Source organism: Paenibacillus sp. FSL H7-0357 (assembly GCF_000758525.1).
Lineage (GTDB): Bacteria > Bacillota > Bacilli > Paenibacillales > Paenibacillaceae > Paenibacillus_AQ.
In genome coordinates this window covers 5,920,874-5,947,498 of the sequence record NZ_CP009241.1, presented here as the reverse complement: position 1 = coordinate 5,947,498, position 26,625 = coordinate 5,920,874, and the positions used below count along the sequence as shown (strand labels likewise).

General features: G+C 49.4%; 22 protein-coding genes. 18 read left to right on the top strand and 4 right to left on the bottom strand.

Translation table 11 applies throughout. The features are described from left to right. Positions 1–4: 4 nt before the first annotated feature. From H70357_RS26295 to H70357_RS26270, 6 genes are all read left to right on the top strand, one after another. The gene (locus H70357_RS26295) at positions 5–2,989 is read left to right on the top strand and encodes a glycoside hydrolase family 48 protein (RefSeq protein WP_081966242.1); all 2,985 of its coding nucleotides are present in this window, start codon (positions 5–7) and stop codon (positions 2,987–2,989) included. A gap of 346 nt (positions 2,990–3,335) precedes the next feature. Then, entirely contained in the window at positions 3,336–4,352 is a 1,017-nt protein-coding gene (locus H70357_RS26290) for an ABC transporter ATP-binding protein (protein ID WP_038595562.1), read from the top strand. Further along, positions 4,339–5,274: an ABC transporter ATP-binding protein gene (locus tag H70357_RS26285; protein WP_038595561.1), complete on the top strand. Its 936-nt coding sequence runs from the start codon at positions 4,339–4,341 to the stop codon at positions 5,272–5,274. Before H70357_RS26290 ends, H70357_RS26285 begins: the two co-directional genes overlap by 14 nt. A gap of 5 nt (positions 5,275–5,279) precedes the next feature. After that, positions 5,280–6,242 carry an oligopeptide ABC transporter permease gene (gene opp4B, locus H70357_RS26280; RefSeq protein WP_038595558.1) on the top strand — a complete coding sequence of 321 codons (963 nt, stop codon included), beginning with the start codon at positions 5,280–5,282 and terminating at the stop codon, positions 6,240–6,242. Between the two features lie 27 nt (positions 6,243–6,269). Then, positions 6,270–7,175 carry an ABC transporter permease gene (locus H70357_RS26275; RefSeq protein WP_038595555.1) on the top strand — a complete coding sequence of 302 codons (906 nt, stop codon included), beginning with the start codon at positions 6,270–6,272 and terminating at the stop codon, positions 7,173–7,175. A gap of 20 nt (positions 7,176–7,195) precedes the next feature. Further along, positions 7,196–9,037, top strand: a complete 1,842-nt coding sequence (locus H70357_RS26270) for an oligopeptide ABC transporter substrate-binding protein (protein WP_038595554.1) — start codon at positions 7,196–7,198, stop codon at positions 9,035–9,037. Positions 9,038–9,204: 167 nt separating this feature from the next. Here H70357_RS26270 and mnmA read toward each other — a convergent pair whose 3' ends face one another. Further along, positions 9,205–10,326, bottom strand: coding sequence for a tRNA 2-thiouridine(34) synthase MnmA (mnmA, locus tag H70357_RS26265; RefSeq protein WP_038595551.1), 1,122 nt, complete (start codon positions 10,324–10,326; stop codon positions 9,205–9,207). Positions 10,327–10,639: 313 nt separating this feature from the next. Between mnmA and cymR the strand changes: the two genes are divergently transcribed. After that, on the top strand, positions 10,640–11,059 hold the full coding sequence (gene cymR, locus H70357_RS26260; protein ID WP_038595549.1) for a cysteine metabolism transcriptional regulator CymR: 420 nt from the start codon (positions 10,640–10,642) through the stop codon (positions 11,057–11,059). A gap of 445 nt (positions 11,060–11,504) precedes the next feature. Continuing rightward, a complete protein-coding gene (locus tag H70357_RS26255; RefSeq protein ID WP_038595546.1) occupies positions 11,505–11,957 on the top strand; it encodes a hypothetical protein in 453 nt (150 codons plus the stop codon). Between the two features lie 216 nt (positions 11,958–12,173). Here H70357_RS26255 and H70357_RS26250 read toward each other — a convergent pair whose 3' ends face one another. Further along, positions 12,174–12,521: a hypothetical protein gene (locus H70357_RS26250; RefSeq protein WP_038595544.1), complete on the bottom strand. Its 348-nt coding sequence runs from the start codon at positions 12,519–12,521 to the stop codon at positions 12,174–12,176. A 172-nt stretch (positions 12,522–12,693) separates the two neighbouring features. Between H70357_RS26250 and H70357_RS26245 the strand changes: the two genes are divergently transcribed. After that, positions 12,694–13,380, top strand: coding sequence for a DUF8580 domain-containing lipoprotein (locus H70357_RS26245; RefSeq protein WP_038595542.1), 687 nt, complete (start codon positions 12,694–12,696; stop codon positions 13,378–13,380). 334 nt (positions 13,381–13,714) lie between these two features. On the opposite strand, the gene H70357_RS26240 is transcribed toward H70357_RS26245, so the two are convergent. Then, on the bottom strand, positions 13,715–14,530 hold the full coding sequence (locus H70357_RS26240; protein WP_038595540.1) for a DUF2935 domain-containing protein: 816 nt from the start codon (positions 14,528–14,530) through the stop codon (positions 13,715–13,717). Positions 14,531–14,733: 203 nt separating this feature from the next. Here H70357_RS26240 and H70357_RS36775 point away from each other — a divergent pair, with 203 nt between their 5' ends. After that, positions 14,734–14,838, top strand: a complete 105-nt coding sequence (locus H70357_RS36775) for a YjcZ family sporulation protein (protein WP_218642507.1) — start codon at positions 14,734–14,736, stop codon at positions 14,836–14,838. Positions 14,839–14,961: 123 nt separating this feature from the next. Here H70357_RS36775 and H70357_RS26230 read toward each other — a convergent pair whose 3' ends face one another. Beyond that, positions 14,962–15,630 (bottom strand): SOS response-associated peptidase, encoded by a 669-nt coding sequence (locus tag H70357_RS26230; RefSeq protein WP_038595537.1) that lies wholly within the window; start codon positions 15,628–15,630, stop codon positions 14,962–14,964. 139 nt (positions 15,631–15,769) lie between these two features. On the opposite strand from H70357_RS26230, the gene H70357_RS26225 reads away from it, so the two are divergent. The 8 genes from H70357_RS26225 (at position 15,770) to H70357_RS26190 (ending at position 26,614) form a co-directional block, all read left to right on the top strand. Beyond that, a complete protein-coding gene (locus H70357_RS26225) occupies positions 15,770–16,249 on the top strand; it encodes a 2-thiouracil desulfurase family protein (protein ID WP_038595535.1) in 480 nt (159 codons plus the stop codon). A 147-nt stretch (positions 16,250–16,396) separates the two neighbouring features. After that, positions 16,397–17,548, top strand: a complete 1,152-nt coding sequence (locus tag H70357_RS26220; protein WP_038595532.1) for a cysteine desulfurase family protein — start codon at positions 16,397–16,399, stop codon at positions 17,546–17,548. A gap of 92 nt (positions 17,549–17,640) precedes the next feature. Beyond that, complete coding sequence (locus H70357_RS26215) at positions 17,641–18,162, top strand: PRC-barrel domain-containing protein (protein WP_038595530.1); 522 nt, start codon at positions 17,641–17,643, stop codon at positions 18,160–18,162. A 14-nt stretch (positions 18,163–18,176) separates the two neighbouring features. Then, positions 18,177–18,386, top strand: coding sequence for a hypothetical protein (locus tag H70357_RS26210; RefSeq protein ID WP_020428077.1), 210 nt, complete (start codon positions 18,177–18,179; stop codon positions 18,384–18,386). Between the two features lie 233 nt (positions 18,387–18,619). Beyond that, positions 18,620–23,173 (top strand): carbohydrate binding domain-containing protein, encoded by a 4,554-nt coding sequence (locus H70357_RS26205; protein WP_052092262.1) that lies wholly within the window; start codon positions 18,620–18,622, stop codon positions 23,171–23,173. 133 nt (positions 23,174–23,306) lie between these two features. Then, positions 23,307–24,704, top strand: a complete 1,398-nt coding sequence (locus tag H70357_RS26200; protein ID WP_052092261.1) for a sugar ABC transporter substrate-binding protein — start codon at positions 23,307–23,309, stop codon at positions 24,702–24,704. Between the two features lie 75 nt (positions 24,705–24,779). Then, positions 24,780–25,760: a carbohydrate ABC transporter permease gene (locus H70357_RS26195; protein ID WP_081965936.1), complete on the top strand. Its 981-nt coding sequence runs from the start codon at positions 24,780–24,782 to the stop codon at positions 25,758–25,760. Continuing rightward, positions 25,757–26,614: a carbohydrate ABC transporter permease gene (locus tag H70357_RS26190; protein ID WP_038595527.1), complete on the top strand. Its 858-nt coding sequence runs from the start codon at positions 25,757–25,759 to the stop codon at positions 26,612–26,614. The genes H70357_RS26195 and H70357_RS26190 overlap by 4 nt, the downstream gene beginning before the upstream one ends. The last annotated feature ends 11 nt before the right edge of the window (positions 26,615–26,625 follow it).

Below are 26,625 nucleotides of genomic sequence, written 5' to 3'. Positions count from 1 at the left end.
AATGATGAAATTGAGCTTAAGCAAGAAGCCTATTTCCGCTATAATGGCCTCGATTCTGTTTCTCTCACTCATAACCGGATTGTTTACTGGTAGCCCCGGAACTGCAAAGGCCGCTTCGGCGGAGGAGACCCGATTTCTGCAATTATATGCTCAGCTAAAGGATCCGGCGAACGGCTATTTCTCGGCTGAAGGCATTCCCTACCATGCGGTAGAGACATTGATGAGCGAAGCGCCTGATTACGGGCATATGACCACTTCGGAAGCTTACAGCTACTGGATGTGGCTCGAGGTGCTGTATGGCCATCATACTGGCGACTGGAGCAAGCTGGAAACGGCTTGGGACAACATGGAGAAATACATTATTCCTGTTAATGAAGGCGACGGCAAGCAGGAGCAGCCGACGATGAGTTATTACAATGCGAACAGCCCGGCTACCTACGCTTCCGAGTATGCGCAGCCGGATCAGTATCCAAGCCAGCTTAGCGGAAAGTATACAGCAGGCAAGGACCCGCTTGATTCTGAACTGAAAGCAAGCTATGGCAACAACCAGACCTATCTTATGCATTGGCTGGTGGATGTGGACAACTGGTACGGCTTCGGCAACTTGCTGAATCCTACACATACAGCCGCTTATGTAAATACATTCCAGAGGGGCGAACAGGAATCGGTGTGGGAAGCTGTCCCGCATCCGTCCCAGGACGACAAATCATTCGGCAAGACAGGTGAGGGCTTTATGAGCCTGTTCACCAAAGAAAGCAATGCGCCTGCAGCACAGTGGCGTTATACCAATGCTACCGACGCAGATGCACGTGCAGTTCAGGCTATGTACTGGGCCCAGGAGCTTGGCTATAATAATTCAGTTTATCTGAATAAAGCCAAGAAAATGGGGGATTATCTCCGTTACGGCATGTACGACAAGTATTTCCAAAAGGTCGGCAGCGCAGCTGACGGCACACCGGAAGCGGGAACCGGTAAGGATTCCAACCAATACCTGCTTGCCTGGTATACCGCTTGGGGCGGCGGGCTTGGTTCAACCGGCAATTGGGCCTGGAGAATCGGCGCCAGCCATGCGCATCAGGGTTACCAGAATGTCGTGGCAGCCTACGCGCTTTCCAATCCGGACGGCGGTCTGGTTCCGGCATCAGCAACAGCAGGGCAGGACTGGAGCAATTCGCTGAAGCGCCAGCTGGAGTTCTACACCTGGCTGCAATCTGCTGAAGGCGCGATTGCCGGCGGAGCAACGAACAGTTACGACGGTGCTTATAAGGCTTATCCTGCCGGCACAAGCACCTTCTACGGCATGGCATATGATGACGCGCCTGTCTACCATGATCCGCCGTCCAACAACTGGTTCGGAATGCAGGCCTGGAGTGTTGAACGTGTGGCCGAGCTGTATTACATTCTGGCTGCAAGCGGCGACACAACCTCCGAGAACTTCCAGATGGCCAAGCAGGTGGTGAAGAACTGGGTGGACTGGTCCACGGACTATGTCTTTGCAGGCAGCCGGCCGGTTACGGATGCAGAGGGCTATTATCTGGACAGCCAGGGCAACCGCATTCTCGGCGGTGATAATCCCCAAGTGGCTACAGTTGCTGCTCCGGGAGAATTCTGGATTCCGGGCAATGTGGAATGGCAGGGGAAACCGGATACCTGGACCGGTTTTGCAAGCAGTGACGGCAACAGCAATTTAAAGTCAGTCACCAAGAGCCCGAGCCAGGATACCGGTGTACTCGGCAGCTATATCAAAGCGCTCACCTTCTTTGCCGCAGGTACTGAGGCGGAAAACGGCAGTTATACCGCGCTTGGCGGGAAGGCTCAGCAGTTGGCTAAATCCTTGCTGGATACAGCTTGGGGATATAATGATGGTGTCGGAATAGCAACTAAGGAGAGCCGTGGCGATTATGCCCGTTACTTCACCAAGGAGGTCTATTTCCCAAGCGGCTGGACGGGTACCTTTGGACAAGGCAATACGATTCCGGGAACAGCGACAGTACCTTCCGATCCTGCCAAAGGCGGAAACGGTGTCTACGCCAGCTATACTGACATCCGGCCGGATATTGTGAATGATCCCGATTGGCAGTACCTGCTTAACAAATATAATTCGTCATATAATACGGCCACCAAGCAATGGGAGAATGGAGCACCTGAATTTACGTATCACCGCTTCTGGTCCCAAGTGGATATGGCCACGGCCTATGCCGAATATGACAGGTTAATCAACAACAGCAGCGGTCCGGTCGAGCCCGTTGCCCCGAAAGCTCCCTCTAAACCGGCTGTTGTTGCCGGCGACGGTGTTGTACAGCTTAGCTGGAACAATGTAACTGCTGCCGACAATTATACAGTTAAGCGGGCCACTGTCAGCGGAGGTCCTTACAGCGATGTATCAGTAGTTACCCAGGCCACTTACAGCGATACCTCTGTAGTCAATGGAACGACCTACTTTTATGTTGTCAGTGCGGCTAACAAAGTAGGAACAAGCCCGAATTCACCCGAGGTCAGCGCCAAGCCAGCAGCGGTTCCCGAGCCGCCTGTGGGGGATCTGATCGTGCAGTATCGGACCAATGATACGAATCCGGGCGATGCCCAGTTCCGTCCGCAGCTGCGGATTGTGAACAGCGGGGACACTTCGGTTGCACTTAAGGATGTAAAGCTGCGCTACTACTACACGATAGACGGCGAGAAGGCGCAGCAGTTCAATGTAGACTATGCCGCTATAGGCAGCGGCAATGTGCAGGGAACATTCGTGAAGCTGACTCCCTCTGTGACAGAGGCAGATTATTATGTGGAGATCTCCTTCACTGCGGGTGCGGGCAGCCTTGCTCCCGGAGCCAACACCGGTGAAATTCAGCTGCGGATCAACAAAACCGATTGGAGCAATTATAACGAGATCGGTGATTATTCTTACGACCCGGCCAAAACCTCGTTCACTGATTGGGCACGTGTACCGCTCTACCTGAATGGAACGCTGGTCTGGGGATTAGAGCCTTAAAAGTGCAATAGAAGGTAAAATGAAAAGCCGCAAATCCCCAATACTCCGGGACATTTGCGGCTTTGTTATTAATATCACATTTCATGTGCGAAACTGTGAAAATATGTGACAAAAAAATCTAATAGATGAGTCGAATTTTGTCGTATTTGTCATGTTACTTAACACAACAAAAATTTTTTATGGAAAAATCATTGATAATTTACCATAAGTCAATTAGAATAAACTCTAACATTCAGGGATTAATTCCAATATAATCCTAAAAGGCAATTCGTAGTTGATAGATAGGGTTACTGTATATCACATAGGTGCTCCTTGCTAAAAAAATCCTAGTGTTAGGGTGATGAACTTGAGTGAAGATTTGCTGCGTATTGAGAATTTAACGACATCCTTCAAGATTGCAGACGATTATTACGCTGCGGTCGATGATGTGACGCTCACGGTGAAGAAGAACGAAATCCTCGCCATCGTAGGAGAATCCGGATCAGGCAAAAGTGCGTTGGCTTTCTCAATAATAGGGCTGCACACCAAAGCAAAAATTGATGGACATGTGTATTACAAAGGTCAGGATATTGTCAAAATGTCCCCAGGCATGCTGAATAAGGTCCGCGGCAAGGAAATGTCGATGATTTTCCAGGACCCCTTAGCTGCACTAAATCCGCTAATGATTATCGGACGGCAGATTGAAGAGGTACTTCTCCTTCATGATACCGGCCTCTCCAAGAAACAAAGAAAAGCAAAGGTCATCGATTTGTTGACCAAGGTTGGAATTCCCCGTCCCGAGCATACATATCAGCAATACCCTTATGAATTATCCGGTGGAATGCGGCAGCGGGTAGTTATTGCCATCGCAATCGCCAACGGACCACAGCTGCTAATCGCCGATGAACCGACAACCGCACTGGATGTAACGATTCAACTGCAAATTCTTGAACTGATCAAGAAGCTCAAAAATGATATGCAAGCGGGAATTATCCTCATTACCCATGATCTGGGCGTAGTCAGTGAAATGGCAGATCGCGTAGCTGTTATGTACGCCGGGCAAATTGTCGAAATTGCTGATATTTATACGCTGACCTCCAACCCGCAGCATCCTTATACAAGATCTTTATTTAATTCGATACCTACGGTCAAGGAAGCGAAGTCCAGACTGCATGTGATTCAGGGAATCGTCCCGTCGCTCAAAAACTTGCCGCGTACAGGCTGCCGTTTCTCCGCCAGAACCCCATGGATTGATGAATCAGCCCATGAGGAGAATCCACAGCTGCACGAAATCGCTCCGGGTCATTTGGTCCGCTGCACCTGCTACAGACATTTTCATTTCCCCGAGAGCGTTGAGGAGGCTGACAGCCATGGCACTGCTTGAAGTTAAGGATTTACAGGTTCATTTCCCGATTAGAGGCGGCATATTCAGCAGAGCGGTCGGTGAGGTAAAGGCGGTCGACCGGGTCAATTTCACCATTGAGGCCGGGCAGACTTACGGATTAGTCGGTGAATCCGGCTCAGGTAAGACAACGACAGGAAGAGCGATTATCGGGCTGAACGAGATTACGGGCGGCAGCATTCTTTTTGAAGGCGCCGATTTAGCCCTGAAGAACTCACGCAAGCTGAACAATGTACGCCGCGACGTCCAAATGATCTTTCAGGATCCCTATTCATCGCTCAATCCCAAGAAGCGTGTGCTCGACATCATCGCCGAGCCGCTGCGTAATTTCGACAAACAGTCCCCCCAGGAAGAGAAACGGAGGGTTCAGGAGCTGCTGGAGCAGGTCGGCCTGAGTCCGGACAACATTTATAAATATCCGCATGAATTTTCCGGCGGACAGCGTCAGCGGATCGGAATCGCCAGGGCGATTGCGCTGAAGCCCAAGCTGATCATCGCCGACGAGCCGGTGTCCGCGCTGGATGTTTCGGTTCAGGCACAAGTGCTTAACTTTTTACGGGAAATCCAAAAGGAATTGAATTTAACCTACCTATTTATCAGTCATGATCTCGGAATCATCAGACATATGTGCGATCATATCGGCATCATGTACAAGGGACGGCATGTTGAGCAGGGGACCCCTAAGGATATTTTTGACAATCCGCGACATATTTATACGAAACGTCTGATTGCCGCAATCCCGGACATTGACCCATTGCAGCGTGACGAACGGACCCGGTTCCGCAAGTCCGTAAGTGAGGAGTACGAGGGAGCCTACCGGAATTATTTTGACAATGACGGTTTAGCTTATCCTTTACAACCCATTTCCGATACCCATTTGGTGGCCATGCCCGAGAAAGGTTGAGACGTATGTGGAAGATTATTGCACGAAGAATATTGATTATGATCCCTCAAGTATTTCTGCTCAGCATTCTGGTATTTCTTATGGCCAAAGCCATGCCCGGAGATGCGCTCACCGGTTTGCTCGATCCGAACATTGATCCGGCAACCATTGAAGCGATGCGGGAACGGCTCGGCCTGAATGATCCGTGGTACATCCAGTATTGGGATTGGATCACTAATGCCCTGCAGGGAGACATGGGCCAGTCCTTCCGCTTTAAGATGCCGGTAACTGAGCTGATTGGCCAGCGGCTGATGAACACGGTGTGGTTATCTGTGACGACCCTGGTCATTACCTATTTTATTGCAATACCGCTCGGCATCATTAGCGGACGTTTCAATGACACCTGGGGCGACCGGTTGATTACAGGATATACCTATGTCGGTTTTGCGGCTCCCTTGTTTATCGTAGCCCTGGTTATGCTCTGGATGTTTGGTTTCTACTTTCATTGGTTCCCTACCGGAGGAAGCGTATCACCGGGCGAGGTCCCCGGGACGATGAGTTACATTCTGAGCAAGTTATATCATTTACTGCTTCCGGCCATATCCATCGCGCTGATTACTACCGTCGGGACGGTCCAATATCTGCGGAACGAAATCATTGATACGAAGCAGAAGGATTTTATCCTTACGGCAAGAGCAAAAGGTGCCTCGGAATCACGGGTGTACAACCGCCACATCTTACGCAACTCCCTCCTGCCGATTGCCGCTTTTTTCGGGTATGAGCTTACGGGATTGATTGGCGGTACCATCTTTGTAGAGAGTATTTTCAGCTATCCCGGCATGGGCCAGCTGTTCCTGAGTTCCATCGTTATCCGCGATTTCACCGTTGTAACGGCACTTGTGCTGCTGTATGGGATTGCTCAAATCATCGGATCCCTGCTCTCGGATATCATATTAGGCATTGTTGATCCCCGTATCCGGATTAAATAATGATCAGAACTTGTTGAGGTGAATGTAATGGCAAAATCAAGCGCTGAGCTGTCGCTCCCGCAGGATATGGAGAAGAGCCCATCCGGATGGAGAATCCTCTGGAAGGAAATTTTCAGAGATAAACTGGCTTTGGTCTCCCTGATTTTTCTAGGTTTAGTTGTATGCGGAGTATTTGGCATCGCCCTGTTTCTGGATCAAAAGCAGATTGTAACCGTCGATCTGTTCGCCTTATATGAGAAGCCTTCGGCTAAATTCTGGCTGGGCACTGATTACGGCGGACGCGATGTGTTCGGCCAGCTCATTATCGGTACGCGCAACTCGCTGAGTATCGGTATTATGGTCACTCTGATGACGGGGGTTATCGGTATTCTGGTAGGTCTGATCTCCGGCTATTTCGGTGGATTCGTCGATAATATCTTTATGCGTTTCGTGGATTTCTTTATGATCCTGCCGATGCTGATGATTGTCATCGCGTTTGTTACGGCGGTTCCCAAATATAATACCTTGTCCTTTTCACTGATCATGACGGCATTTCTATGGATGGGCATTGCGAGGCTAATACGCTCAAAGACACTGCAGGAGAGGGAACTGGAATATGTCCAGGCCTCCAGAACGTTGGGCTCCTCCCATCTTAAGATTATGTTCAACCAGGTACTGCCGAACTTAAGCTCCATCATTATCGTTACGATGACGCTGAATTTGGCTGCCAACATCGGCCTGGAGTCGGGACTCTCGTTTCTCGGCTTCGGTTTTCCTGAAAGCACGCCTAGTTTGGGGACGCTGGTCAGCTATGCCCGGAATCCGCAGACGCTGCAATCGAGATGGTGGATATGGTTACCCGCATCACTGCTGATCCTGGTATTGATGTTGAGTATAAATAATGTCGGTCAGGCGCTTAAGCGTGCGACGGATGCAAGACAAAGAAAAGGATAATAAGGGAGGAAGAAACAAGAATGAGAAAAAGAAACTCTGGCAAGACCATGCTCTTCACATTGATGCTTGTCCTGACGCTTGCGGTTACGGCCTGCGGCTCAGGCAACAACGAAGCGGCTGAGCCTTCAACAACAGCCAAGACAGATGCAGCTGCTACTGCTGCTCCAACTGCAGCACCGGCAGCAGAAGACGGGCTGTACAACATCGCAGATTTCAGCAATGTTAAGACGAACCAGGGTGAAGCCATTGAAGGTGGCACACTCAACTTTGGCCTTGTATCCGATACTCCCTTTGAAGGAACTTTGAACAACAATTTCTCCTCCGGTGTTCCGGATTCTCAGGTGCTGGACTGGTTTGACGAAGGCTTGCTGACCTGGGATAAGAACTATGTGTATACCAATGACGGGGCGGCTACCTATGAAGTCTCTGAAGATGGACGTACCTTCACTTTTACCATCCATGACAATGTAAACTGGCATGACGGCAAGCCTGTTACTGCCGAAGATTGGCTGTTTGCCCATGAAGTTATCGGTAATCCGGCCTATGATGGCCCTCGTTACGGCTCTGATTTCACTAATATTGTAGGTATGGAAGACTACCATGCCGGCAAAGCAAAGACCATTTCCGGAATCAAAGTACTTAGTGAGAAAAAACTGGAAATCACTTATGTAAAATCCACTCCATCCCTGCTGACAGGCAGTATCTGGATTTATCCGCTGGCTAAACATATTTTCGGAAATATGGATGTAGCCAAAATTTCCGCTTCCCCTGAGGTCCGTCAAAAACCAATTGGTTTTGGTCCATTTAAAGTGGAAAGTATTGTACCTGGTGAATCCGTAGTATTTGTCAAGAATGACGACTACTGGCGCGGCGCTCCGAAGCTGGATAAGGTTGTCCTGAAAGTAATTCCACCGACTACGGTTGTGCAGGAGCTGAAAGCCGGAAATATCGATTTGGTTGACAGCTTCCCGATTGACCAGTTCCCTGATAACTCTAAATTGTCCAACGTTGAATACCTTGGAGCAATTGACCGTGCTTATACTTACATTGGCTTCAAGCTTGGCAAATGGGACGCGACCAAAAAAGTGGTTGCTCCAGATCCGAAGGCGAAGATGGGCAATGTAGCTCTGCGTAAGGCGATGTGGCAGGCGGTTGATAATGATGCTGTAGGCAAGAAATTCTATCATGGTCTGCGCTGGAACGCGACTACGCTGATTCCGCCATCCCATCCCGAATTCCACGATGACAGCAATCCTGGGGTAACGTTTGATCAGGAAGCAGCAAAGAAAACACTGGATGATGCAGGCTATAAACTTAACGGAGAATTCCGTACCAATCCGGACGGCACACCGCTGACGATCAATTTCATCTCCATGACAGGTTCGGATATCGCTGAGCCGCTGGCCCAATATTATGTGCAGTCGTGGAAAGCCATCGGTCTGAATGTAACGCTGGAAATGGTGGAGTTCAACACCTTCTATGACCGCGTAGGTTCCAATGGTGAAGATGATCCTTCTGTTGATGTATACCAAGGCGCTTGGACAGTCGGTATCGACGTGGATCCACAAGGACTGTATGGCCGCGACGCTATCTACAACTTCCCGCGTTACGCAAGTGAAGAAAGCGACCGCCTAATGAAAGAAGGCGTATCGGAAGCAGCATTTGATGTAGCGAAGCGCAAAGAAATCTACAAAGAGTGGCAGCAGCTGATGGTTGACGAGATACCTGTATTCCCAACCCTCTATCGTGCAGAACTCGTTCCGGTAAATAACCGCGTTCTGAATTACGCTATTGGCGATGGAACGGGTATTTACAGAAATGAGATTGCACTGTCCGCCGACAAGGGGATTGCTGCACAGTAATTTTCCGGGATTTAGCAACCTGTAATTCAAGACCTCCTTGCGGCTTTTACAGCCGCAAGGAGGTTTTTGTATACACATAGGGTTAAATGCTACCGCTTTAGCCACATAGAAACGGCTGCCGACCTTGGTATGGTCAGCAGCCGTTTTTAGGTGCGTTCATTCGGTTCTTATTGCTGCGGCTGCGGTATTACCTTCTCTGCAGCTTCAATCGTACCTCCGCCGAGGCATTCCTCGTCCAGGTAGAAGACAACAGCTTGGCCCGGTGTGATCGCCTTTTGCGGCACATCGAAGGCAACATGCACGGTACCGTCTTCCTGTGCTGTTAGTGTTACGCCCTGATCAGGCTGGCGGTAGCGGAACTTGGCGGTGCACTTCAGCGGTGCATCCGTAAGGGGAAGGCCGTCTATCCAGTTGACACCGGAGGCGATCAGACTGGTGGAGTAGAGGCTGTGGTGCTTGTCCCCTTGGATTACATACAGGATGTTGCGGTCCAGATCCTTCTCAGCCACAAACCACGGCTCACCATTGCCGGAGCCGCCAATTCCCAGACCCTGGCGCTGGCCCAGTGTGTAATACATCAGGCCCTCGTGGCGGCCCTTCACCTCGCCTGTGGCGATATCGACCATGTCTCCGGACTGGGCAGGCAGATACTGGCTTAGGAATTCACGGAAGTTACGCTCACCGATGAAGCAGACGCCGGTGCTGTCTTTTTTCTTGGCTGTGTACAATCCGGCTTCCTCGGCGATTCTCCGTACTTCAGGTTTTGGCAGATGTCCGATCGGGAACATCGCTTTGGAAAGCTGGTACTGGCTCAGCGCGTTCAGGAAGTAGGTCTGGTCTTTATTGCTGTCCACGCCGCGCAGCAGCTTGAACTTGCCGTCTTCCTGAATGACCCGTGCATAATGCCCGGTAGCCACGTAATCAGCGCCCAGTTGTAGTGCCTTATTCAGGAATTCTCCGAATTTGATCTCGCGGTTGCACATCACATCCGGATTTGGTGTGCGTCCGGCCTTATATTCATCGAGGAAATAGGAAAAGACTTTATCAAAGTATTCCTTCTCGAAGTTAACGGTATAGTAAGGAATATCGATCTGCTCACATACGCGGCGGACATCCTCTGCGTCAGTCTCGGCCGTGCATACGCCAAACTCATCGGTGTCGTCCCAGTTCTTCATGAAGATACCGATGACGTCATAGCCCTGCTGCTTCAGCAGAAGTGCCGTAACGGAGGAATCAACCCCTCCGGACATGCCGACGACGACACGTGTGTCTTGGTTTGCCTTTGTCATCGTAATCACCATTTTCTATACAAAAAATACCGGTTATTGATACAAACACCCGGCTCATTTTGTATTATAACACACCTGTCTAGCTTAAACTGCCCGTGAGGACGGGAAAATGCAGCAGAAAAGACGTTAAAATTGACAATTTGTCCACCACTGGCGAACATTCATGTGAAAAGTTACTTTTTTGGCTCCAAATATGTCCATAAATATGATAACATAAGCTGAGAGCAAACATCGGAATACCTTGATATGACATATCTCATGTCGTAGCAATGGATTATGATTCTATCAGCAACTAAACCGAAAGAGGTGCCCCTTGAAGATATCGACAAAAGGACGTTACGGATTAACCATTATGATGGAGCTTGCCCTGAAATTTGGCGAAGGTCCAACCTCACTTAAAAGCATCGCCGAGAAAAACGGACTATCCGAGCATTACCTGGAACAGCTCATTGCCCCACTGCGCAACGCAGGGCTTGTGAAGAGCATTCGTGGTGCTTACGGCGGCTATATCCTTTCACGCGAATCCATCACCATTACAGCCGGCGATATTATCCGGGTGCTGGAAGGCCCCATATCGCCTGTTGATTTTACAGAAGAAGATGATCCGGCAAAACGCGACCTCTGGTTGCGCATCCGCGACAGCATTGCCGATGTGCTGGATTCCACCACATTGTCCGACTTAATCAACTATAAGGAAGAAAGCAAGGCTGACAACTATATGTTTTATATCTAACAGGAACTAAAATTCCGTTGATTTCAAAGGGATTTTTGAAAAATGTTACCCGCCTGGCAGAAATCTCAACTCGTCCTTCTCAAGAAATTTGAGGAGGACTTTTTTTTCTCCGATTTTACGTGCCGTCTTTTTCTCCTTAGGTATTACCACATCCTCAGTCGGGTCTGCTTCAATAAAACCCTTGCGTCTTGCATGTTTAAACATAAGTGAGGTCTAGGAAAAGGACGAAAGCTTAGCGGTTCTTTTGTCCGGGATGCAAGCAACTTCATCCTATTAGGCGGTTCCATAAATTTTATTGATATCAGAATCGACTAAGATTGCCGGTTCCCACTATGTGTGAGATCGATTTGAAATTAGAGCATACATAAAATAACCCGACTAGAGACTGAGGTGTGGATTTTGACTTTGTAATATACTCTACCAATAAAGACTTTGGGAGGGTGTTATGAGAAATTATGGACTTCAATTTTCGTTGACAGGCCTTTTATTATACGCATTACAGCTACTTCCTAATATAATCTGGATGCTAGTGCCTCCAACAAATAATGTGCTTACTGGAAATAGTTCTGCCTATAAAACACTGAATATTATAGAGGGATTGTTTGGGGTGTTAACGGTTATTCTTATGGTTGTTCTGATAAACAAAGGCGAAGGAAATAACAGTAACTTTTATATTAGACTAGCAGTTTTGTTTTTAGCAGCCTATTATATTTCTTGGGTTTTCTATTATAATGGCGTGGTTGCTCCGTGGTTACTGATACTAGGAATTGCATGCATGCCGCCTTTGTATTTCTTTTTTGTCGGACTTTGGATGAAAAACTATGTCCTTCTCGTTCCATGTGCTATTTTTGGAATTACCCATATTTTGATTACTTGCATGAATTATTTGAGACCATAAAGTGTTTTAACGGAATACAGTGACTAGACACCTAGTATCCTTCTTATTGAAGATCCAGATTCTATAGGCCATCTGATGGAATGTGGAGGGATTGAAGAAGGATTTACGTCAGGGTCCATTAAAATTGATGGCGCCCGATTCGTCAGGAAACATTTTGAATTTAGAGCATACATAAAATAACCCGCCGGTATTTGATTGAGCTGGCGGGGCTTGATTTCATTCACAAACAGAACTAGGTTCATTGTAGACAGTAGGGTAGAGCTCCATCAATTTGCTTTCCATTTCACAGGCTTTAACTATAGTTTCCTCTAACTCGCTTGATGCAATATCATCGTCAAGGATAGATTCCATTAGATTTGTGTATTCCTCAGCTAAATCCTGATTTTTATCTATCTCGTTAATAGTATTCTCGTAGTCAGACCAAGCTTTGTCCAGTTCATCCCCCATATGAATCAGGTCTTGACGATCCCGTTCCTTTTTCGCGTCATAAAGAAGTTTCCCACCAATGCTTCCCCCAATTAATACGAGTATAATAATCAATGTCCACCAATTCTTACTATTCATAGCTCCCCCTAAATCTGATAATAAATTCAGAATCATTCTATCAGAATTGGGTAATATTTACTATGTGCTTTATAGAGAACGATACAGATTCCAAAATAACCCGTCAACCTTAAGTGGTGCGGGGATGTTGGACATTTGGGTAATAACTACTATTCAGATGAGGAGGTATAAAATGAATAAAACATTGATTGCTACAGTTACCAGCATTCTTCTGTCCGCCTCAATTCTCGGTGCATGCAGTAACAATGAAACAGTAAACGAGGCAGAGCCTACAGCGTCAAGTGCAGCGACTATGCCTGTTATTGAAGCTACAGCCACTCCTGAACCTTCTGCTACTCCCGCAGCCACGGAGGCGCAGGAGTCCGCCAGTCCGGACGCTACTGATCCTCAGACATCCAAACGTCCGGAGACCCAGGCATTTGGTGAACAGGAGGGAGGGGTCTCAGGGCAAGAAGGTACACTTGAGCAAGGTGATGGATATTCCCTGTATGTCTTTGAGGATTTCATATTCGATGAACAGTCTGGCCGTTTATCACTCACTGAGGACCCCACCTATTATGCCGAGATTGAACACTTGCCATCCGGTTACGATCTCACCGCTCTGAAGCAACAGGGACAAACTGAGCTTTCTGCAATGGGTAAGGCTAACGATCATAGCGGGGAGCTGTTTGAGCATCCTCTGGGTTTTGCAGATTTATATCTGCAGGCTACCGGTGATAAGGGAATAGAGGATTATATGGTGTGGAAGAATCAAGCGGGGGAAGCTTTTCTTTTCCGGATACACAATCCTAAGGGTGAACTGTCGAATAAATTTGCTCCATGGGTAATGGTTTCACTGTCAACGCTTGAAAGGAATTAAGAGTTGCCATAGCTTTTAATAAAAAAGCAAAAGGTTATTCCATATTAAAGCTATATTGACTAACGAATTCACTTATGATTTTCAGCGGGTTTATTCCGAGGTGATGCGGCTGGTCCGGTGAGGCTTGGGACTGGGGCAAAATGTGGGGGATATGGCTGCATCTTCAAAGCGTAGTAAAGCCCTGCTACCGTGATGGTCAGCAGGACTTTTTGTTAATGAACGGGAGGGTAGTGATTGTCGGAAAACCGGAACATTAACTGTCAGCAAGCCCATGTTGTATGTAAAGAAATTTAAGGCTCTATTGAAGCCTGAAGAACTTGGTACCAAGAAGGAGCTAATGGTGGATCATTGGTGCATTCCCTTTCCCGGTTAAAGAGTTTTCGAACATATCAATAATCTCCAAGAATCTCTCTGCTTCACGGAAAACGTGATCCGCAAGCAGCGGGTGTATGATGCTTTTAATTCTGCATTGTTCGATTAAATCCCGGGCTGTTTTCTTAAAATCCCTTAGTGATTTCACTGATACTCTATTCTGATCAAGAAATTGGGTTAAGATTGGACCGGTTTGCGATTGAGGTCTCATGGATTCAATATCTCTAGCCTGAAATAATAATTGATCAAAATCTTGACTGAATTCTCGGGCCTGCTCGACAAGCTTCCGTTCTGAAGGATCTAATAGATGACCTATAAATTTGGCGTGGTCGGCCATAATTCTTAAGAAAAATACATTTTCATCAATAATAGCATCATATAATGGCTCTAATTTGCCTTGGTTTAGCTCTTCCAGCCGATTTCTGAAATAATTGGCTTCTCTACTTACATGATCCACTAAAAGTGGGAAATTCGTTTGTCCAGGGAGCTTGCAACATAGAATTAAGCCAAGTACTTTTCTTTTGAACGCCCATATGTGACATACTGCGGTATGAACCTCCTGATTAAATTGGTGAATCGTTGCAGGGTCTGTATCAAGGGAGAAAGCATGCACCCGTCTCTCAATGTCTTCGAAAATCCGGTAAAAGTGATTAGCTTCTTGTTTCAGGACTGTATCTTCCGCCCGGAACCCCAATCCTAGAAACAAGGAATGTTCTTTCATAATTCTTGACCAAAAGCTGACCTCTTCCAGTGACCGGGCGACAAACATGTTAGACATAATATCCCTCCTTAACATCTTTATAGACCTTATGCTTGTTAAGCTTGGATGGATACCTAATTATTTTAGAGGATGGACACAGCTTGGTATTGAGGATAAGAACATGAATTTTAATGTTGTTATCGGAAGCTTACTGATTGCCCAAGCAAAGAGATTATGCCTGCATACCCTAAGCTGTATTCTATTTTTAAGGAGGAATCGTTATGAGTGAAAATGTCGGTGGATACGGCGGAGCGTGGACTTCTACGGGTGCTATACTCGTGTTGTTTATATTGTTGGTAATTATCTCTAAGACAATCCTGCTGTAAGCTTTAAATCGCTTTAACTCTAAAATAGTCTCCGCCAGCACCCAAGCTGGCGGATTTTTTGCCTTGCGATTGAATTTTCAAACCCAAAAAGCCCTTGATCCGGGTCATTGCTGCGATTCTTCGCTATGCTTCTTTAATTAACTCCTTATAATCGTTGCGGACGTTGCCCACTGCCGGTGAGACGGGATAAGCCCGCATATGCTCTGCATTATATGGCCGCAATAGCTTCATTAGAGCGGGGACGTCATGATTGTGCCGGTCAAGCCACGCTGTCTCAGCTTCAGAGGTGAGGATAACCGGCATGCGGTCATGAATCTCAGCCATCAGGCTGTTGGATTCTGTAGTAATAATTGTGCAGGTGCTGAGCTTATTGCCGCTCTGATCCATCCAAATATCGTACAAGCCGGCCATGGAAAAAAGCTTCCCGTCACGCAGCGTAATTCTCAGCGGCTGTTTGCCGCCTTCCTGCGGCTTCCAGTCGTAGAAGCCGTCCGCAGGAATCACGCAGCGGCGCGAGCTCACCAGGTTTTTGAAGGATGCTTTTTCCAGAAGGGATTCTGCACGGGCATTGATCATTTTGCTGCCGCTTTTGTCATCCTTGGCCCAGGACGGGACCAGCCCCCAGCGTAATTCCCCAAGCTTATTATGCTTGCCATTATGAATAACTGCCGGGATATACTGCATCGGGGCCGCGTTATATTTTGGGGCATAGTGGACAATGGTGGTGTCATTCGTAAAATAACGCAGCATCAACTCATCCATGGTTACGGTAATTGTGTATCTTCCACACATGCTGATTTAGCCTCCCGGTTCATTTATGATGTGGTCTGAATTTGTTTACAGTGCTGTAGCCCTCATGCTATGCTCGGAGTATTTCACATTATTATAAATGAAGAAACGGATGATAGCGAAACGAAGGAGAGGATTCCGCATGATTATCGTAAGCTCCTGTCTCGCAGGAATGAAAGTAAGATACAACGGCACGGATTGTCTCGATACAAGCCTTCAAAAACTGCTGGATAACAACAAGGCAGTTGCTGTGTGTCCAGAATTGCTTGGCGGATTCTCGACACCGAGGGAACCGGCGGAAATTATCGGCGGCGGCGGGGAGGATGTGCTGGAGGGGAAGGCCAGGGTAATGGACCGGTCAGGAAATGATGTAACCGAAATGTACCTCAAAGGAGCCTATGAAACGCTGGAGAAAGCCCGGGAGATCGGAGCCACCACCGTAGTACTCAAAGAAAACAGCCCTTCTTGCGGCAGTGCGATGATCTATAACGGACAATTTGCCGGTGTGAAAATTCCCGGGCAAGGTGTAACGTCCGCCCTGCTGAGAAGAAACAATATTGAAGTGATTTCTGAGCAGCAGCTCTCCGCTCGGCTGGAAGCTTTGGAATGTGCTGGAAAGTGAGTGGCTTAGCGGGAATTCCCACTAACAGACCCCTAAAGGTTGTTACAATATTGTGTTTATTCTCAGGTGGTAAAAGGCGACATTCAGCAGTATAATCGAGTAGTCCTGTAAGAAAATCCTGAATTTCAAGAAGCGGAGAATTTAGTCATGAAACCCATCTATTTGGACCACGCCGCCTCAACCCCGGTTCATCCGGAGGTGGCCAAGGTTATGTACAATATGCTGCTTGAACAATACGGCAATGCGTCCAGTGTGCACACGTTCGGACGTTCCGCCAAAAAGATTGTGAACAGGGCACGCGATACCATCGCGGGCTTTTTAGGCTGTGCTCCCGATGAATGGGTGTTCACCAGCGGAGGCACGGAGAGCGATAATCTGGCGCTGTTTGGAGCTGCAGCTGCTACCAGAGAGAAGGGCAAACATATCATCACCACAGCAATTGAGCATCATGCCGTTCAACATACGTGCGAAGAACTGGAGAAGCAGGGCTATGATGTTACCTATCTTCCGGTTGATTCGACAGGTCTCGTCTCGCTTTCAGATGTGGCAGCCGCTTTGCGAGATGATACGGTATTGATCAGTGTGATGTTCGCGAATAATGAGGTAGGAACAGTAGAACCTATAGAAGAGATTGGCCGTCTCGCTGCCGAACGGGGCATTTTGTTCCACGTCGATGCTGTACAGGCTCTCGGGATGATTCCCATTACACTTCGCGAGCTTCCCGTTGATTATATGAGCTTTTCCGCCCATAAAATAAATGGCCCGCAGGGCATCGGTGGATTGTATGTACGGCGCGGTGCACCGCTGCATTCCAGACAGCACGGAGGACTCCAGGAGCGCGGCAGACGGGCGGGAACGGAGAGTCTTGCTAGCACAGCAGGTTTTGCCAAAGCGGTGGAGCTGGCGGTGCAGGGGCTTCACGGGCGGCAGGATAAAGCGCTTGAGCTGCGGAATGTGCTGCTGCAGGAGCTGGACAGCCGTATCGGGCGGCAGAACTATGTGATTAACGGAAACGAGCAGCATTTTTTGCCTGGAATTCTGAATGTGAGTTTTCCGGGAGCCCGGACCGATGTGATGCTGATGAACCTTGATATGGAGCGGATTGCTGCTGCCAGCGGCTCAGCCTGCACCTCTGGTTCACTGGAGGTTTCGCATGTTCTGCAAGCGATGAATCTTCCGGAAGAAGTTTTGGACTCGGCGATTCGTTTTAGCACAGGTCTGGGTAATACTAATGAAGAAATAAAGCTTGTTGCAGAAAAAGTTGAAACCATCCTGAGACGGTTGCGTAGTGTAGACTAGGATTTTTTTCGGTCTCGTATCCGTTTTGGTATTTGGCTCTTTAACCATAAGTGATTTGAAAGTACACTCAAAGCGAGGGGACTAAAGCAGCCATGAAACTTCAAGATATGATCGGCCTGGCTGTATATGAAGTTGAAGAAGGTAATGAAATCGGCAAAATTGTCGATGTTGTACTGGATTCAAACTGGAATATTACGGGTATTGAACTGGAAAGCAAATCTTTTTTTTCCAGTCATGTGAAAGTTGTGGCATGGGAAGATATTGTCGCTTATGGCGAAGATGCTGTCATGATTCGCAGTAAAGAGTCGATACTAAAGGCCGACACTGACCATATACCCTATACTTTTCTTTTAGGAAAGAAGAAATTGAAGGATTTGCAGGTACTGACTGCATCCGGAACGATACTTGGAAGAATATCCGATGTTTATTTTGACCAGAAGTTGGGAAACACAATAGTAGCGCTGGAAATCAGTGACGGGCTTGTAACTGATTTGATCGAAGGCCGCAAATGGCTGCCTTGTTCTGAAGAAATGTCCATTGGGGAGGATTCCGTACTGGTTCCCGCGATGAGCGAAGAACGGCTCCAAAAAGCCATTAATATTGTTAACGGATAGGTGGAATGTATTATATGAAGTGTCCAAACTGCAACTCCAAGGATATCGGCAAGATCGGTTCCCACCAGTTCTATTGCTGGGGCTGTTTCATCGAACTTACGGTTAACGGCGAGAAAATGTCGGTTTATCAGGTTGAAGAAGACGGCACGCTCAGTTCGCTTGACGATCTGTTCTCCGGGGAAGAAATTGCCCAGGATTATCCGCAGATCCATGCATCTTCCTGATCCTTAGCCTGGTTCATGCTCCAAAAGAGTTACATAGGTTCACCGCGCCCAATCCTTGGGCGGCTGCTGCAGCCGCTTGAGGATTGGGCTTTTTGCTTTTTTTACGAAAGTTGCATCTTTGTTATACGCGCTAAGGAATTGGTATGTTACCTGCAGGGAGCAGAACCTATACTGAAATCGACCGGCAGCAACGCCGGGATTCTACTAGGATCTGCACAAGGGGGAATAGTTAGGTGAACCGTAGAGGAATATCCAAACTTCTAATTGTGGTTATGCTGCTGTCAGGGCTTCAGCTTCCGGGAAACACGGGACTGGCACAAGCAGCAGCTGGGATGGACGGGCTTCCCGGATCAGCCGCAAGCGCAAGCGGCGCTGCTGCAGCCGGAACGGCAGTGTTTGCCGATATGAACCAGCATTGGGCTGCGTCGGCGGCAGACAGACTGGCAGCCGCCGGGATTCTGCAAGGCGACGGCCAAGGACAATTTCAACCGGGCCGGGCAGTCTCCCGCGCAGAGATGGCAGTCATACTGAGCCGGGTGTTTAGCTATACAGATCCGGGCATTGCTGTTTTCAGCGATGTAAGCGCTTCTTCTTGGTATGGTAAGGATGTGGCCGGGGTCAACGCAGCGGGGATAATCAAGGGCTACACGGACGGTCGCTTTCAGCCGGGAGCGGCTGTAACGCGACAGGAAGCAATGACGATGCTGGGCAGGGCTTTTCGTCTGGAGGCTGCCTCCCAGACTGTGCTGTCTGCGCAGGCGGACGGGACAGCAGTCAGCGGCTATGCCCGGGAAGCAGTGAGCGTTATGCTTGACGCCGGCTATATTCACGGTGACTCGGCGGGAAGGCTGAATCCTCAGGCTCCAATGGCCCGAGCTGAGCTGGCTGTGCTGCTTGGCCGGATGATCGGGTGGGTCAGTCCGGGCGAAGGCAGCTATTCAATTGGCGAGGTGTCCGGCAGCGTTATTGTCAATCGGGCGGGTGTACAGATTGAAGGCGGATCGGTCAACGGAAATCTCTATGTGACCGCCGGAACAGGAGAGGGAGAAGTATCGTTCTCCGGAATCAAGGTGAAGGGTACCACCCGAATCTCTGGAGGCGGCGGACATTCGGTGATCTTTCGCAAATCTGCCCTGGGGCAGACGACCGTAGATAAGCCAAAAGCGCCTGTGCGGCTCGTGCTGGAGGATGGAAGCTCGGCGGTCCGGATCGAATTGACCAGGCCGGCCAAAGTAGAGATTGGGGCCGGCTCAAAGGTTGATACCCTGATTGTTGGGGCCGGTGCTGCCGGATCAGAGATCGTGAACCGGGGGCAAATCGGCTTGCTTGAGACACAGGCCGACAGTGTGCTTAACGGTACAGCGCTCAAATCCGGAGAGATACTTCGCGGCTTGACGGGCAGTGTATCCTCGCCTCAGGCAAGTGCTGTGGTTACCTTCGCAGCGGGTGGAGGGAACGCCGGAGGCGCGGCACCAACGCCTGCACCTGAGACACCTGTACCCGCAACGCCGACACCGGCCGCGACGGCCAGCGCCACGCCAACAGCGAGTGCAACGGCGACATCCACTCCGTCAACAGAGCAGAACCAATGGGAATTGGTCTGGAACGACGAATTCGACGGTCAATCCATTGACCAGGCTAAATGGAATGTTCAGGATACCGGAACGGTATACAACAACGAATTGGAATATTATCATCCGGACAATGCTTCGCTCGAAACCGAGAGCGGACAGGGGGTACTGGCACTGGAAGCGCGGAAGGAAGCTTACGGCGGGAAAGAGTATACTTCCGCTAAGCTGACCTCCAAGATGAAGGGCGACTGGACTTACGGCAAATTCACGGTACGCGCCAAGCTGCCGATTCAGCAGGGGATGTGGCCCGCCATTTGGATGATGCCAACCGATGATGAGAAGCAGTACGGACCTTGGCCGGGAAGCGGCGAGATGGACATTATGGAATTGACAGGACCGGTTGCCGGTGATACAGCGAAAGCTGATCTCTACCCGAGAACGGTTCATGGCTCGATTCATTACGACATTCCACATATGTCCCAGTCTAAAACCTATATTCTGCCGGAAGGCAAAACCTTTGCTGATGATTATCATAACTTCACACTTGAATGGCTTCCGGGCCTGATTCGGTATTACGTGGATGATAAAATGTATTTCGAAACAAGCGATTGGGGAACGAAGGCTGAAGGCCAGCCGGATTACTTTACGTACCCTGCACCGTTTGACCGTCCATTCTATATGATTCTCAATTTGGCAGTGGGCGGCGACTGGCCGGGTGATCCGGCAGCAAACTTCAAGTCGGACAAGATGTATGTCGATTATGTCCGGGTCTACAAGTATAACAAGCTGGATCAATGGCCGGACGTAACGGGCAAGCGGCCAACGAAGCCTGAGACCTCGGCTCCGCAGCGCCCAGCTCTTGCAGATGGAAATCAGATCTATAACGGAGATTTCAAAGGCGATATAGCTGCCGACGGGTTGCCTAAATATTGGGAGCTAATTGAGAACGCAGGCGGAGCAGCTACATCCTCAGTCATTGAGGATAAGGATAAGGGCAAGGTGGTCAAGGTTGCCGTCAAAGATGGGGGAACCAAAAATTATTCCATTCAGCTAACCCAGAAGCCACTTCTAGTGGAGAAGGGTAAAGCCTACAAGATAACATTCGACGCTAAAGCGGACGTAACTCGTCCGGTGATGAGCAAGCTGACTGAATTTGGCGGTGGATGGACGGCGTATTCCAAGGAACGCAATTTCCAGCTTACGCCGGACTGGCAATCGTTCGAATACACCTTCAACATGGTGCAGGCTACTGACAACAATGTCCGCTTCGAGTTCAATCTCGGTCTGAATGACATTGCAGCCTATTTCGCCAATGTTCGAGTGGTAGAGACGGAGCCGCTGCCGGTGGTGCGTACACCACTTGCTGATGGCAACCTTATTTATAATGGAGGTTTCGAGCTGGGAGAAGGGCGTCTGGGCTATTGGGCATTTGCCGTTAAGCCAGACGCAGGAGCAGTAGCGCAGGCTAGCGTAACCAATGCTCTGGAGCTGCCGCTCATGAAACGGGAGTTCAGGGCAGACGTCAGCCACACCGGCGGATCTCCGGAGGATGTGACGCTTACCCAGACAGGCATACCTATGTCAGCAGAAGGGGTCTATCAACTCGCCTTCGACGCTAGATCCGATAAGGCGCAGCCGGTTGGAATCAAGCTGGAGAACAGCGGTGGAAATACTGTCTATCCTGACGGGGCAACGTTCAATCTGACGCCGGAGTGGAAGAGCTATACAGCGGAAATAGCGCTATCCGGCGCGACCGGTACTGAAGGTTCATTGTCGTTCCTGCTCGGCCAGACTGCCGGACAGACCGAAATTGACAATGTGCGTCTGGTCCGGATGGTGAATCCACCTGTACTCAACAGCTACCTGCATCTGCGGGGAGATCAGTACTGGAGATCATCGGGAATCAGTCTGGTCCCAAGCGGAGAGGGTGGCAAGGACACCACCGATATGGACAAGGGTGACTATGTCGAATACAAAGTGGTTCTTCCTCAGGCGGCCAGCATTATTCCGGTAGCCCGGGTATCCAGTGTACATGCGGATTCGGAGCTGGAGCTGTCCGTTCTGGATGCCAGCAAGCACAGTGTGGTGACGGCATCTGTCTATAGCATTGCAATTGGAGATACCGGAGGCGTTCAATCCTACCGCGCTATCATCGGGGCGCCGCTGGAGCTGCCTGCGGGAAGCTATTATTTCCGTCTTGGCGGCAGCGGCTACAATCTGGCTTGGCTGGATCTTTCCCGCGAACTGGTGATGAACGGCAGCCTCAAGGGTGATTCCACTGAAGGCTGGACGCTGTTCAAGAAGGACTGGGACGATGCTCCAGTGAAGAATACCGTTATGAAAGCTGTGTATGGAGCGCTGCGGGTTGACCTTGGGGGCACCGGTGAAGAGGACTGGAACGTACAGGTGAAACAAGGGGCAATACCGGTAGAGCAAGGCAAGAAGTATCTGCTTCGCTTCGATGCGGATTCCTCGATAGCCAGATCGATTCGGGTGCTGGTCCAGCATGACGGCTCTGTGGACAAAGATTGGACGGCTTATACGAATGAGAAAGTGAGCCTGAGCGAAAGCGGCGGACATTATGAATACCTGTTCACCGCTCCGGCAAGCGATCCTGATGCCCTGCTTCAGTTTAGTCTGGGCAAGATTTCCGAGGAATTGGGAGAACACACAGTTAAGCTGAGCAACATTTCACTGATTCAGGTAAGTCCGGTGATGGCTGGAGAGGCGTATGGAGAGAATCTGATCCCTAACGGAGACTTCTCCGCTCCGCTTAAGGGCTGGAGCAGCTATTCCTCTGACAATGGCGAGTTGTCCATTGACAATGTGGATGGGTCGCTGCAAATGCAGGTTGGTTCCACAGGAACGAACAGTTGGGATCGGCAGATCTATTATGAGGGAGTAGCCTACAACGAAGGCAATCATTATACGCTCACCTTCAAAGCCAAAGCAGGAGCACCACGCAAAATGAACATCAGCATTGGCTGGCTGGATGTCGCGAACAACTACACCTGGCATGGGTATGCGAATAAAATCGTCGATCTTGGAACGGAATACACCGACTATACCCTGGAATTCGACGTTGCCGGAGGCAGCACATCCATCGGCCGCATCTCGTTCGAGCTGGGAAATATTAAGGATGGCGGCACAGGACATCTCGCGGTAAACGTCGATGATATTGTGTTGATGAACAACGGAACGGTAGCTGCACCTTGAGACAAGCTTTATAATTTGTTATCCAGGCTTGGGATTTGGTATTTAGACCGGCAAGAAACGCTTTTATAATCAAACTATGGAGGACGGGCAACCGTTCTCCGAGATCTTCAAAAGACAATGGGGGAGATTTATTGTGAAAAAGACAGCAGTATCCATTAGTGCGCTGCTCCTGGCATTCTCAGTAGTTGTCAGCGGATGTGGAGGCAGCAACAATCAATCTAATTCTGCTAACAACGGAGGAAAGAAAGAAAATTCCAGCGCGACTACGGCTTCTGAAGCTCCAAGCACAGAACCGGTTACCCTGAACGCTTGGGTGATGCCGAACAGTCCCAAACCGGATCAGGACTTCCTGAAGACCCTTGATCCCTACCTGAAGGAGCATCCGAACGTCACCGTCAAGGTAACGGTGCTTGACTGGGGTTCTGCTTGGACGAAGATTACAACGGCGGCTACAAGCGGCGAAGGCCCGGACCTGCTCCAGCTTGGGTCGACCTGGGTGCCGGCCATCGCCAGCATGGGCGGCATTGACAAAGTCACTGACAAGGTGGCAGATGTAGGCGGCGCCGAGGCTTTCCTGCCGGCCATCTGGAAAACAACCTCCATCGCGGGCGACAGCGAGGTGTACGGAGTGCCGTGGTTCGTGGATGCACGTGCCATTTACTACCGGACGGATGTTTTCAAGCAAGCCGGAGTAAATACGGAAACTGCGTTCAAGGATTGGGATTCCTTCAAAAGTGCGCTGGAAGCGGTCAACGGGCAAACAGTCGATGGCAAGAAGATCGCTGCACTGGGACTTCCGGGCAAAAACGACTGGAACGTTGTGCATAATATTTTCCCTTGGATCTGGGCTGCAGGCGGCGACGTTCTCTCGGAAGACAACAAAAACGTAGTCTTCAACGAAGAGAAAGGTCTTAAAGGCGTAATGTTCTACACAGGACTCGCGCAAGAAGGTCTCGTCGATAAGTCCTCGCTTGAAAAGAACTCGTCGCAGATTGAGAGCGATTTCGGCGACGGCAAATCGGCAGTGATTATCTCCGGACCGTGGCTGGCCAAAAACTTTGCTACACCAAAAGCAAACGGCGGCATGGATGACAAGAAGGCAGCGAAAAACTTCGCTGTGGCACCTCTTCCAGCCGGTCCCGAAGGACAAGCCACCTTTGTCGGCGGCAGCGAGCTGACGGTGTTCAGCGGCTCCAAGAAGAAGGAAGCCACTTGGGAGGTTATCAAATACCTGACTGGAGATGAAGCACAAAAAGCCTATGCTGCGGTATCCGGCCAGCTTCCTGCCAGATTGTCTCTTCTGGAAGCTCCAGATCTTGATGCCAATATGAAAGCATTCTCCGAAGCAACAAAATACGGCAGAACCTATCCGTCCATCCCGCAATGGGGACCTACGGAAACTGCACTGCAAAAGCATTTTGCCAACGTTTGGGATATTGTCGCCGGCGTGAAGGGCACATACAGCGAAGAAAGCGTCAAGGAAGAGCTGGACTCCGCAGCGGCTGAAGTCAAAGCGATTATTAATCAATAACTACTAGAATTTTGGGAGGCCGCCGCGCGATTAGGGCGCGGCGGTTTCTTCCATTAACAAAGCGAGGGATACGAGATGGGACTCCATACTGAAAATAAGCTTCCCGCAAAAGCCTCTTTAAGCAAGCGAGAGCTGTGGCGCAAGCGGGTCAAAGATAATAAGTTCGCTTACATGCTGATGGTGCCGACCATCATCTTCATGATGCTGGTGCACTTGCTTCCGATGCTCCAGGGAATCTGGATGTCATTTTTGAAGCTGAACCAATTTACACTGGTTAAATACTTGAAGGCCCCGTTTGTCGGAATGGACAATTATATCGGTTTGTTGTTCAACACCGATAATCCGGTCCGCCAGGGGTTGAACTTTGCAATACGCAACACCGCGATTTATGCGGTTATCGTAACAATTGGTGTAATGATTATGGGGCTGATGATGGCCATGCTGCTGAACCGTGATTTTCCCGGCCGCAGCATCGCCCGCACAGCCATGCTGCTCCCCTGGGTCATTCCGTCTTATGTTGTCGGCGTGCTCTGGGGCTTCATGTGGCAGCAGAACGGTATTATTAACTATATTCTGGTCGATGTTCTGCACATCTTCTCGGAGAAGCCCTTCTGGCTGCTGGGACCGAATACCATCTGGGCAATCATTATCCCGACCATCTGGCGAGGCTGGCCGTTCCTGATGGTTATTTTTCTGGCTGGACTGCAGACCATTCCCGATGATATCTACGAAGCGGCGACCATTGACGGTGCCAGCAAGTTCCGCCAGTTTTGGAACATGACGCTGCCGATGCTCAAGCCGGTTATTGCGGTACAGCTTTTGTTCCAAATCATCAATAATGTCTACTCCTACAATATCGTTTCCACGATGTTTGGCAACGGTGCCGGGTATCCGGGGGAGTGGGGAGATCTGCTGATGACGGCCTTAACCCGCCAATCCTTCGGCTACTGGTCATTTGGTTCCGGTTCTGCCGCTTCCATGATGCTGATGTTCGTAATGCTGATGGTAGTCGGCGTTTGGTATCGTGCCTTTAGAACGGAGTTGAATGCCCAATGAGTACACACCGTAAACGTTCTGTCTCTTCGTTTCTGCTGACTTCATTGACCTGGTTCATCGTAGTCGTGACGGTATTTCCGATTCTGTGGATGATTTTTACCTCTCTGCACTCGAATGACCAGATTTTGAACGGCATCACTACCTTCAGCTTGCCGAAGCCGCAGTGGGTCAATTATATCAACATGTGGGATACGGTCAATTTCGCCGTATATTTCCGCAACAGCCTTCTGATCTGCGGCGTAACGACCCTGCTTGCCGGTTCTTTTGCCGTGCTGGCGGGATATGCGCTGGCCCGGTTTGATTTTCCGGGATCGAAGCTGTTCAGCATGAGTATCATATCCACCCAGCTTATTCCGGGCATTATGTTCCTGTTCCCGATTTATCTGATGTTCCTGTGGATTAAGAATACGTTCGGTTTGCCGATGATCAACACGTACTGGGGAATGATTCTCGTCTATACGGCGTTCTATACCCCGATCAGTATCTGGATCATGCGCGGTTTCTTTGTCTCCATTCCAAGAGATCTGGAGGAGTCGGCGTCAATTGACGGCTGCTCGAAATTCCAGGCCTTTTACAAAATTATTCTGCCGCTGTCTGTGCCCGGCATTATTGCGACCGGTATCTTTATTTTCCTTACGGCGTGGGATGAGCTTCTCTTCGCCTGGGTACTCACGACCAGTTCGGATGTACAGACGATTCCAGTGGGAATCCGCCTGTTTGTCGGCCAGTACAACACACGCTATGATCTGCTGATGGCGGCTTCCACTGTTGTAACAGTGCCGGTAATGGTGATATTTTTCATGACGCAGAAATACTTTATTAGCGGTATGACTGCGGGGGCCGTGAAGGGCTGATCCGCAATATG

What these genes read in the sequence shown, in the direction of transcription:
- H70357_RS26190 (WP_038595527.1), top strand. Translation starts at nt 25,757, where the DNA reads ATGAGTACACACCGTAAACGTTCTGTCTCTTCGTTTCTGCTGACTTCA.
- opp4B (WP_038595558.1), top strand. Translation starts at nt 5,280, where the DNA reads ATGTGGAAGATTATTGCACGAAGAATATTGATTATGATCCCTCAAGTA.
- H70357_RS36775 (WP_218642507.1), top strand. Translation starts at nt 14,734, where the DNA reads ATGAGTGAAAATGTCGGTGGATACGGCGGAGCGTGGACTTCTACGGGT.
- H70357_RS26225 (WP_038595535.1), top strand. Translation starts at nt 15,770, where the DNA reads ATGATTATCGTAAGCTCCTGTCTCGCAGGAATGAAAGTAAGATACAAC.
- H70357_RS26210 (WP_020428077.1), top strand. Translation starts at nt 18,177, where the DNA reads ATGAAGTGTCCAAACTGCAACTCCAAGGATATCGGCAAGATCGGTTCC.
- H70357_RS26250 (WP_038595544.1), bottom strand. Translation starts at nt 12,521, where the DNA reads ATGAATAGTAAGAATTGGTGGACATTGATTATTATACTCGTATTAATT.
- H70357_RS26270 (WP_038595554.1), top strand. Translation starts at nt 7,196, where the DNA reads ATGAGAAAAAGAAACTCTGGCAAGACCATGCTCTTCACATTGATGCTT.
- H70357_RS26255 (WP_038595546.1), top strand. Translation starts at nt 11,505, where the DNA reads ATGAGAAATTATGGACTTCAATTTTCGTTGACAGGCCTTTTATTATAC.
- H70357_RS26240 (WP_038595540.1), bottom strand. Translation starts at nt 14,530, where the DNA reads ATGTCTAACATGTTTGTCGCCCGGTCACTGGAAGAGGTCAGCTTTTGG.
- H70357_RS26220 (WP_038595532.1), top strand. Translation starts at nt 16,397, where the DNA reads ATGAAACCCATCTATTTGGACCACGCCGCCTCAACCCCGGTTCATCCG.
- H70357_RS26195 (WP_081965936.1), top strand. Translation starts at nt 24,780, where the DNA reads ATGGGACTCCATACTGAAAATAAGCTTCCCGCAAAAGCCTCTTTAAGC.
- H70357_RS26295 (WP_081966242.1), top strand. Translation starts at nt 5, where the DNA reads ATGAAATTGAGCTTAAGCAAGAAGCCTATTTCCGCTATAATGGCCTCG.
- H70357_RS26285 (WP_038595561.1), top strand. Translation starts at nt 4,339, where the DNA reads ATGGCACTGCTTGAAGTTAAGGATTTACAGGTTCATTTCCCGATTAGA.
- H70357_RS26245 (WP_038595542.1), top strand. Translation starts at nt 12,694, where the DNA reads ATGAATAAAACATTGATTGCTACAGTTACCAGCATTCTTCTGTCCGCC.
- mnmA (WP_038595551.1), bottom strand. Translation starts at nt 10,326, where the DNA reads ATGACAAAGGCAAACCAAGACACACGTGTCGTCGTCGGCATGTCCGGA.
- H70357_RS26275 (WP_038595555.1), top strand. Translation starts at nt 6,270, where the DNA reads ATGGCAAAATCAAGCGCTGAGCTGTCGCTCCCGCAGGATATGGAGAAG.
- H70357_RS26215 (WP_038595530.1), top strand. Translation starts at nt 17,641, where the DNA reads ATGAAACTTCAAGATATGATCGGCCTGGCTGTATATGAAGTTGAAGAA.
- H70357_RS26230 (WP_038595537.1), bottom strand. Translation starts at nt 15,630, where the DNA reads ATGTGTGGAAGATACACAATTACCGTAACCATGGATGAGTTGATGCTG.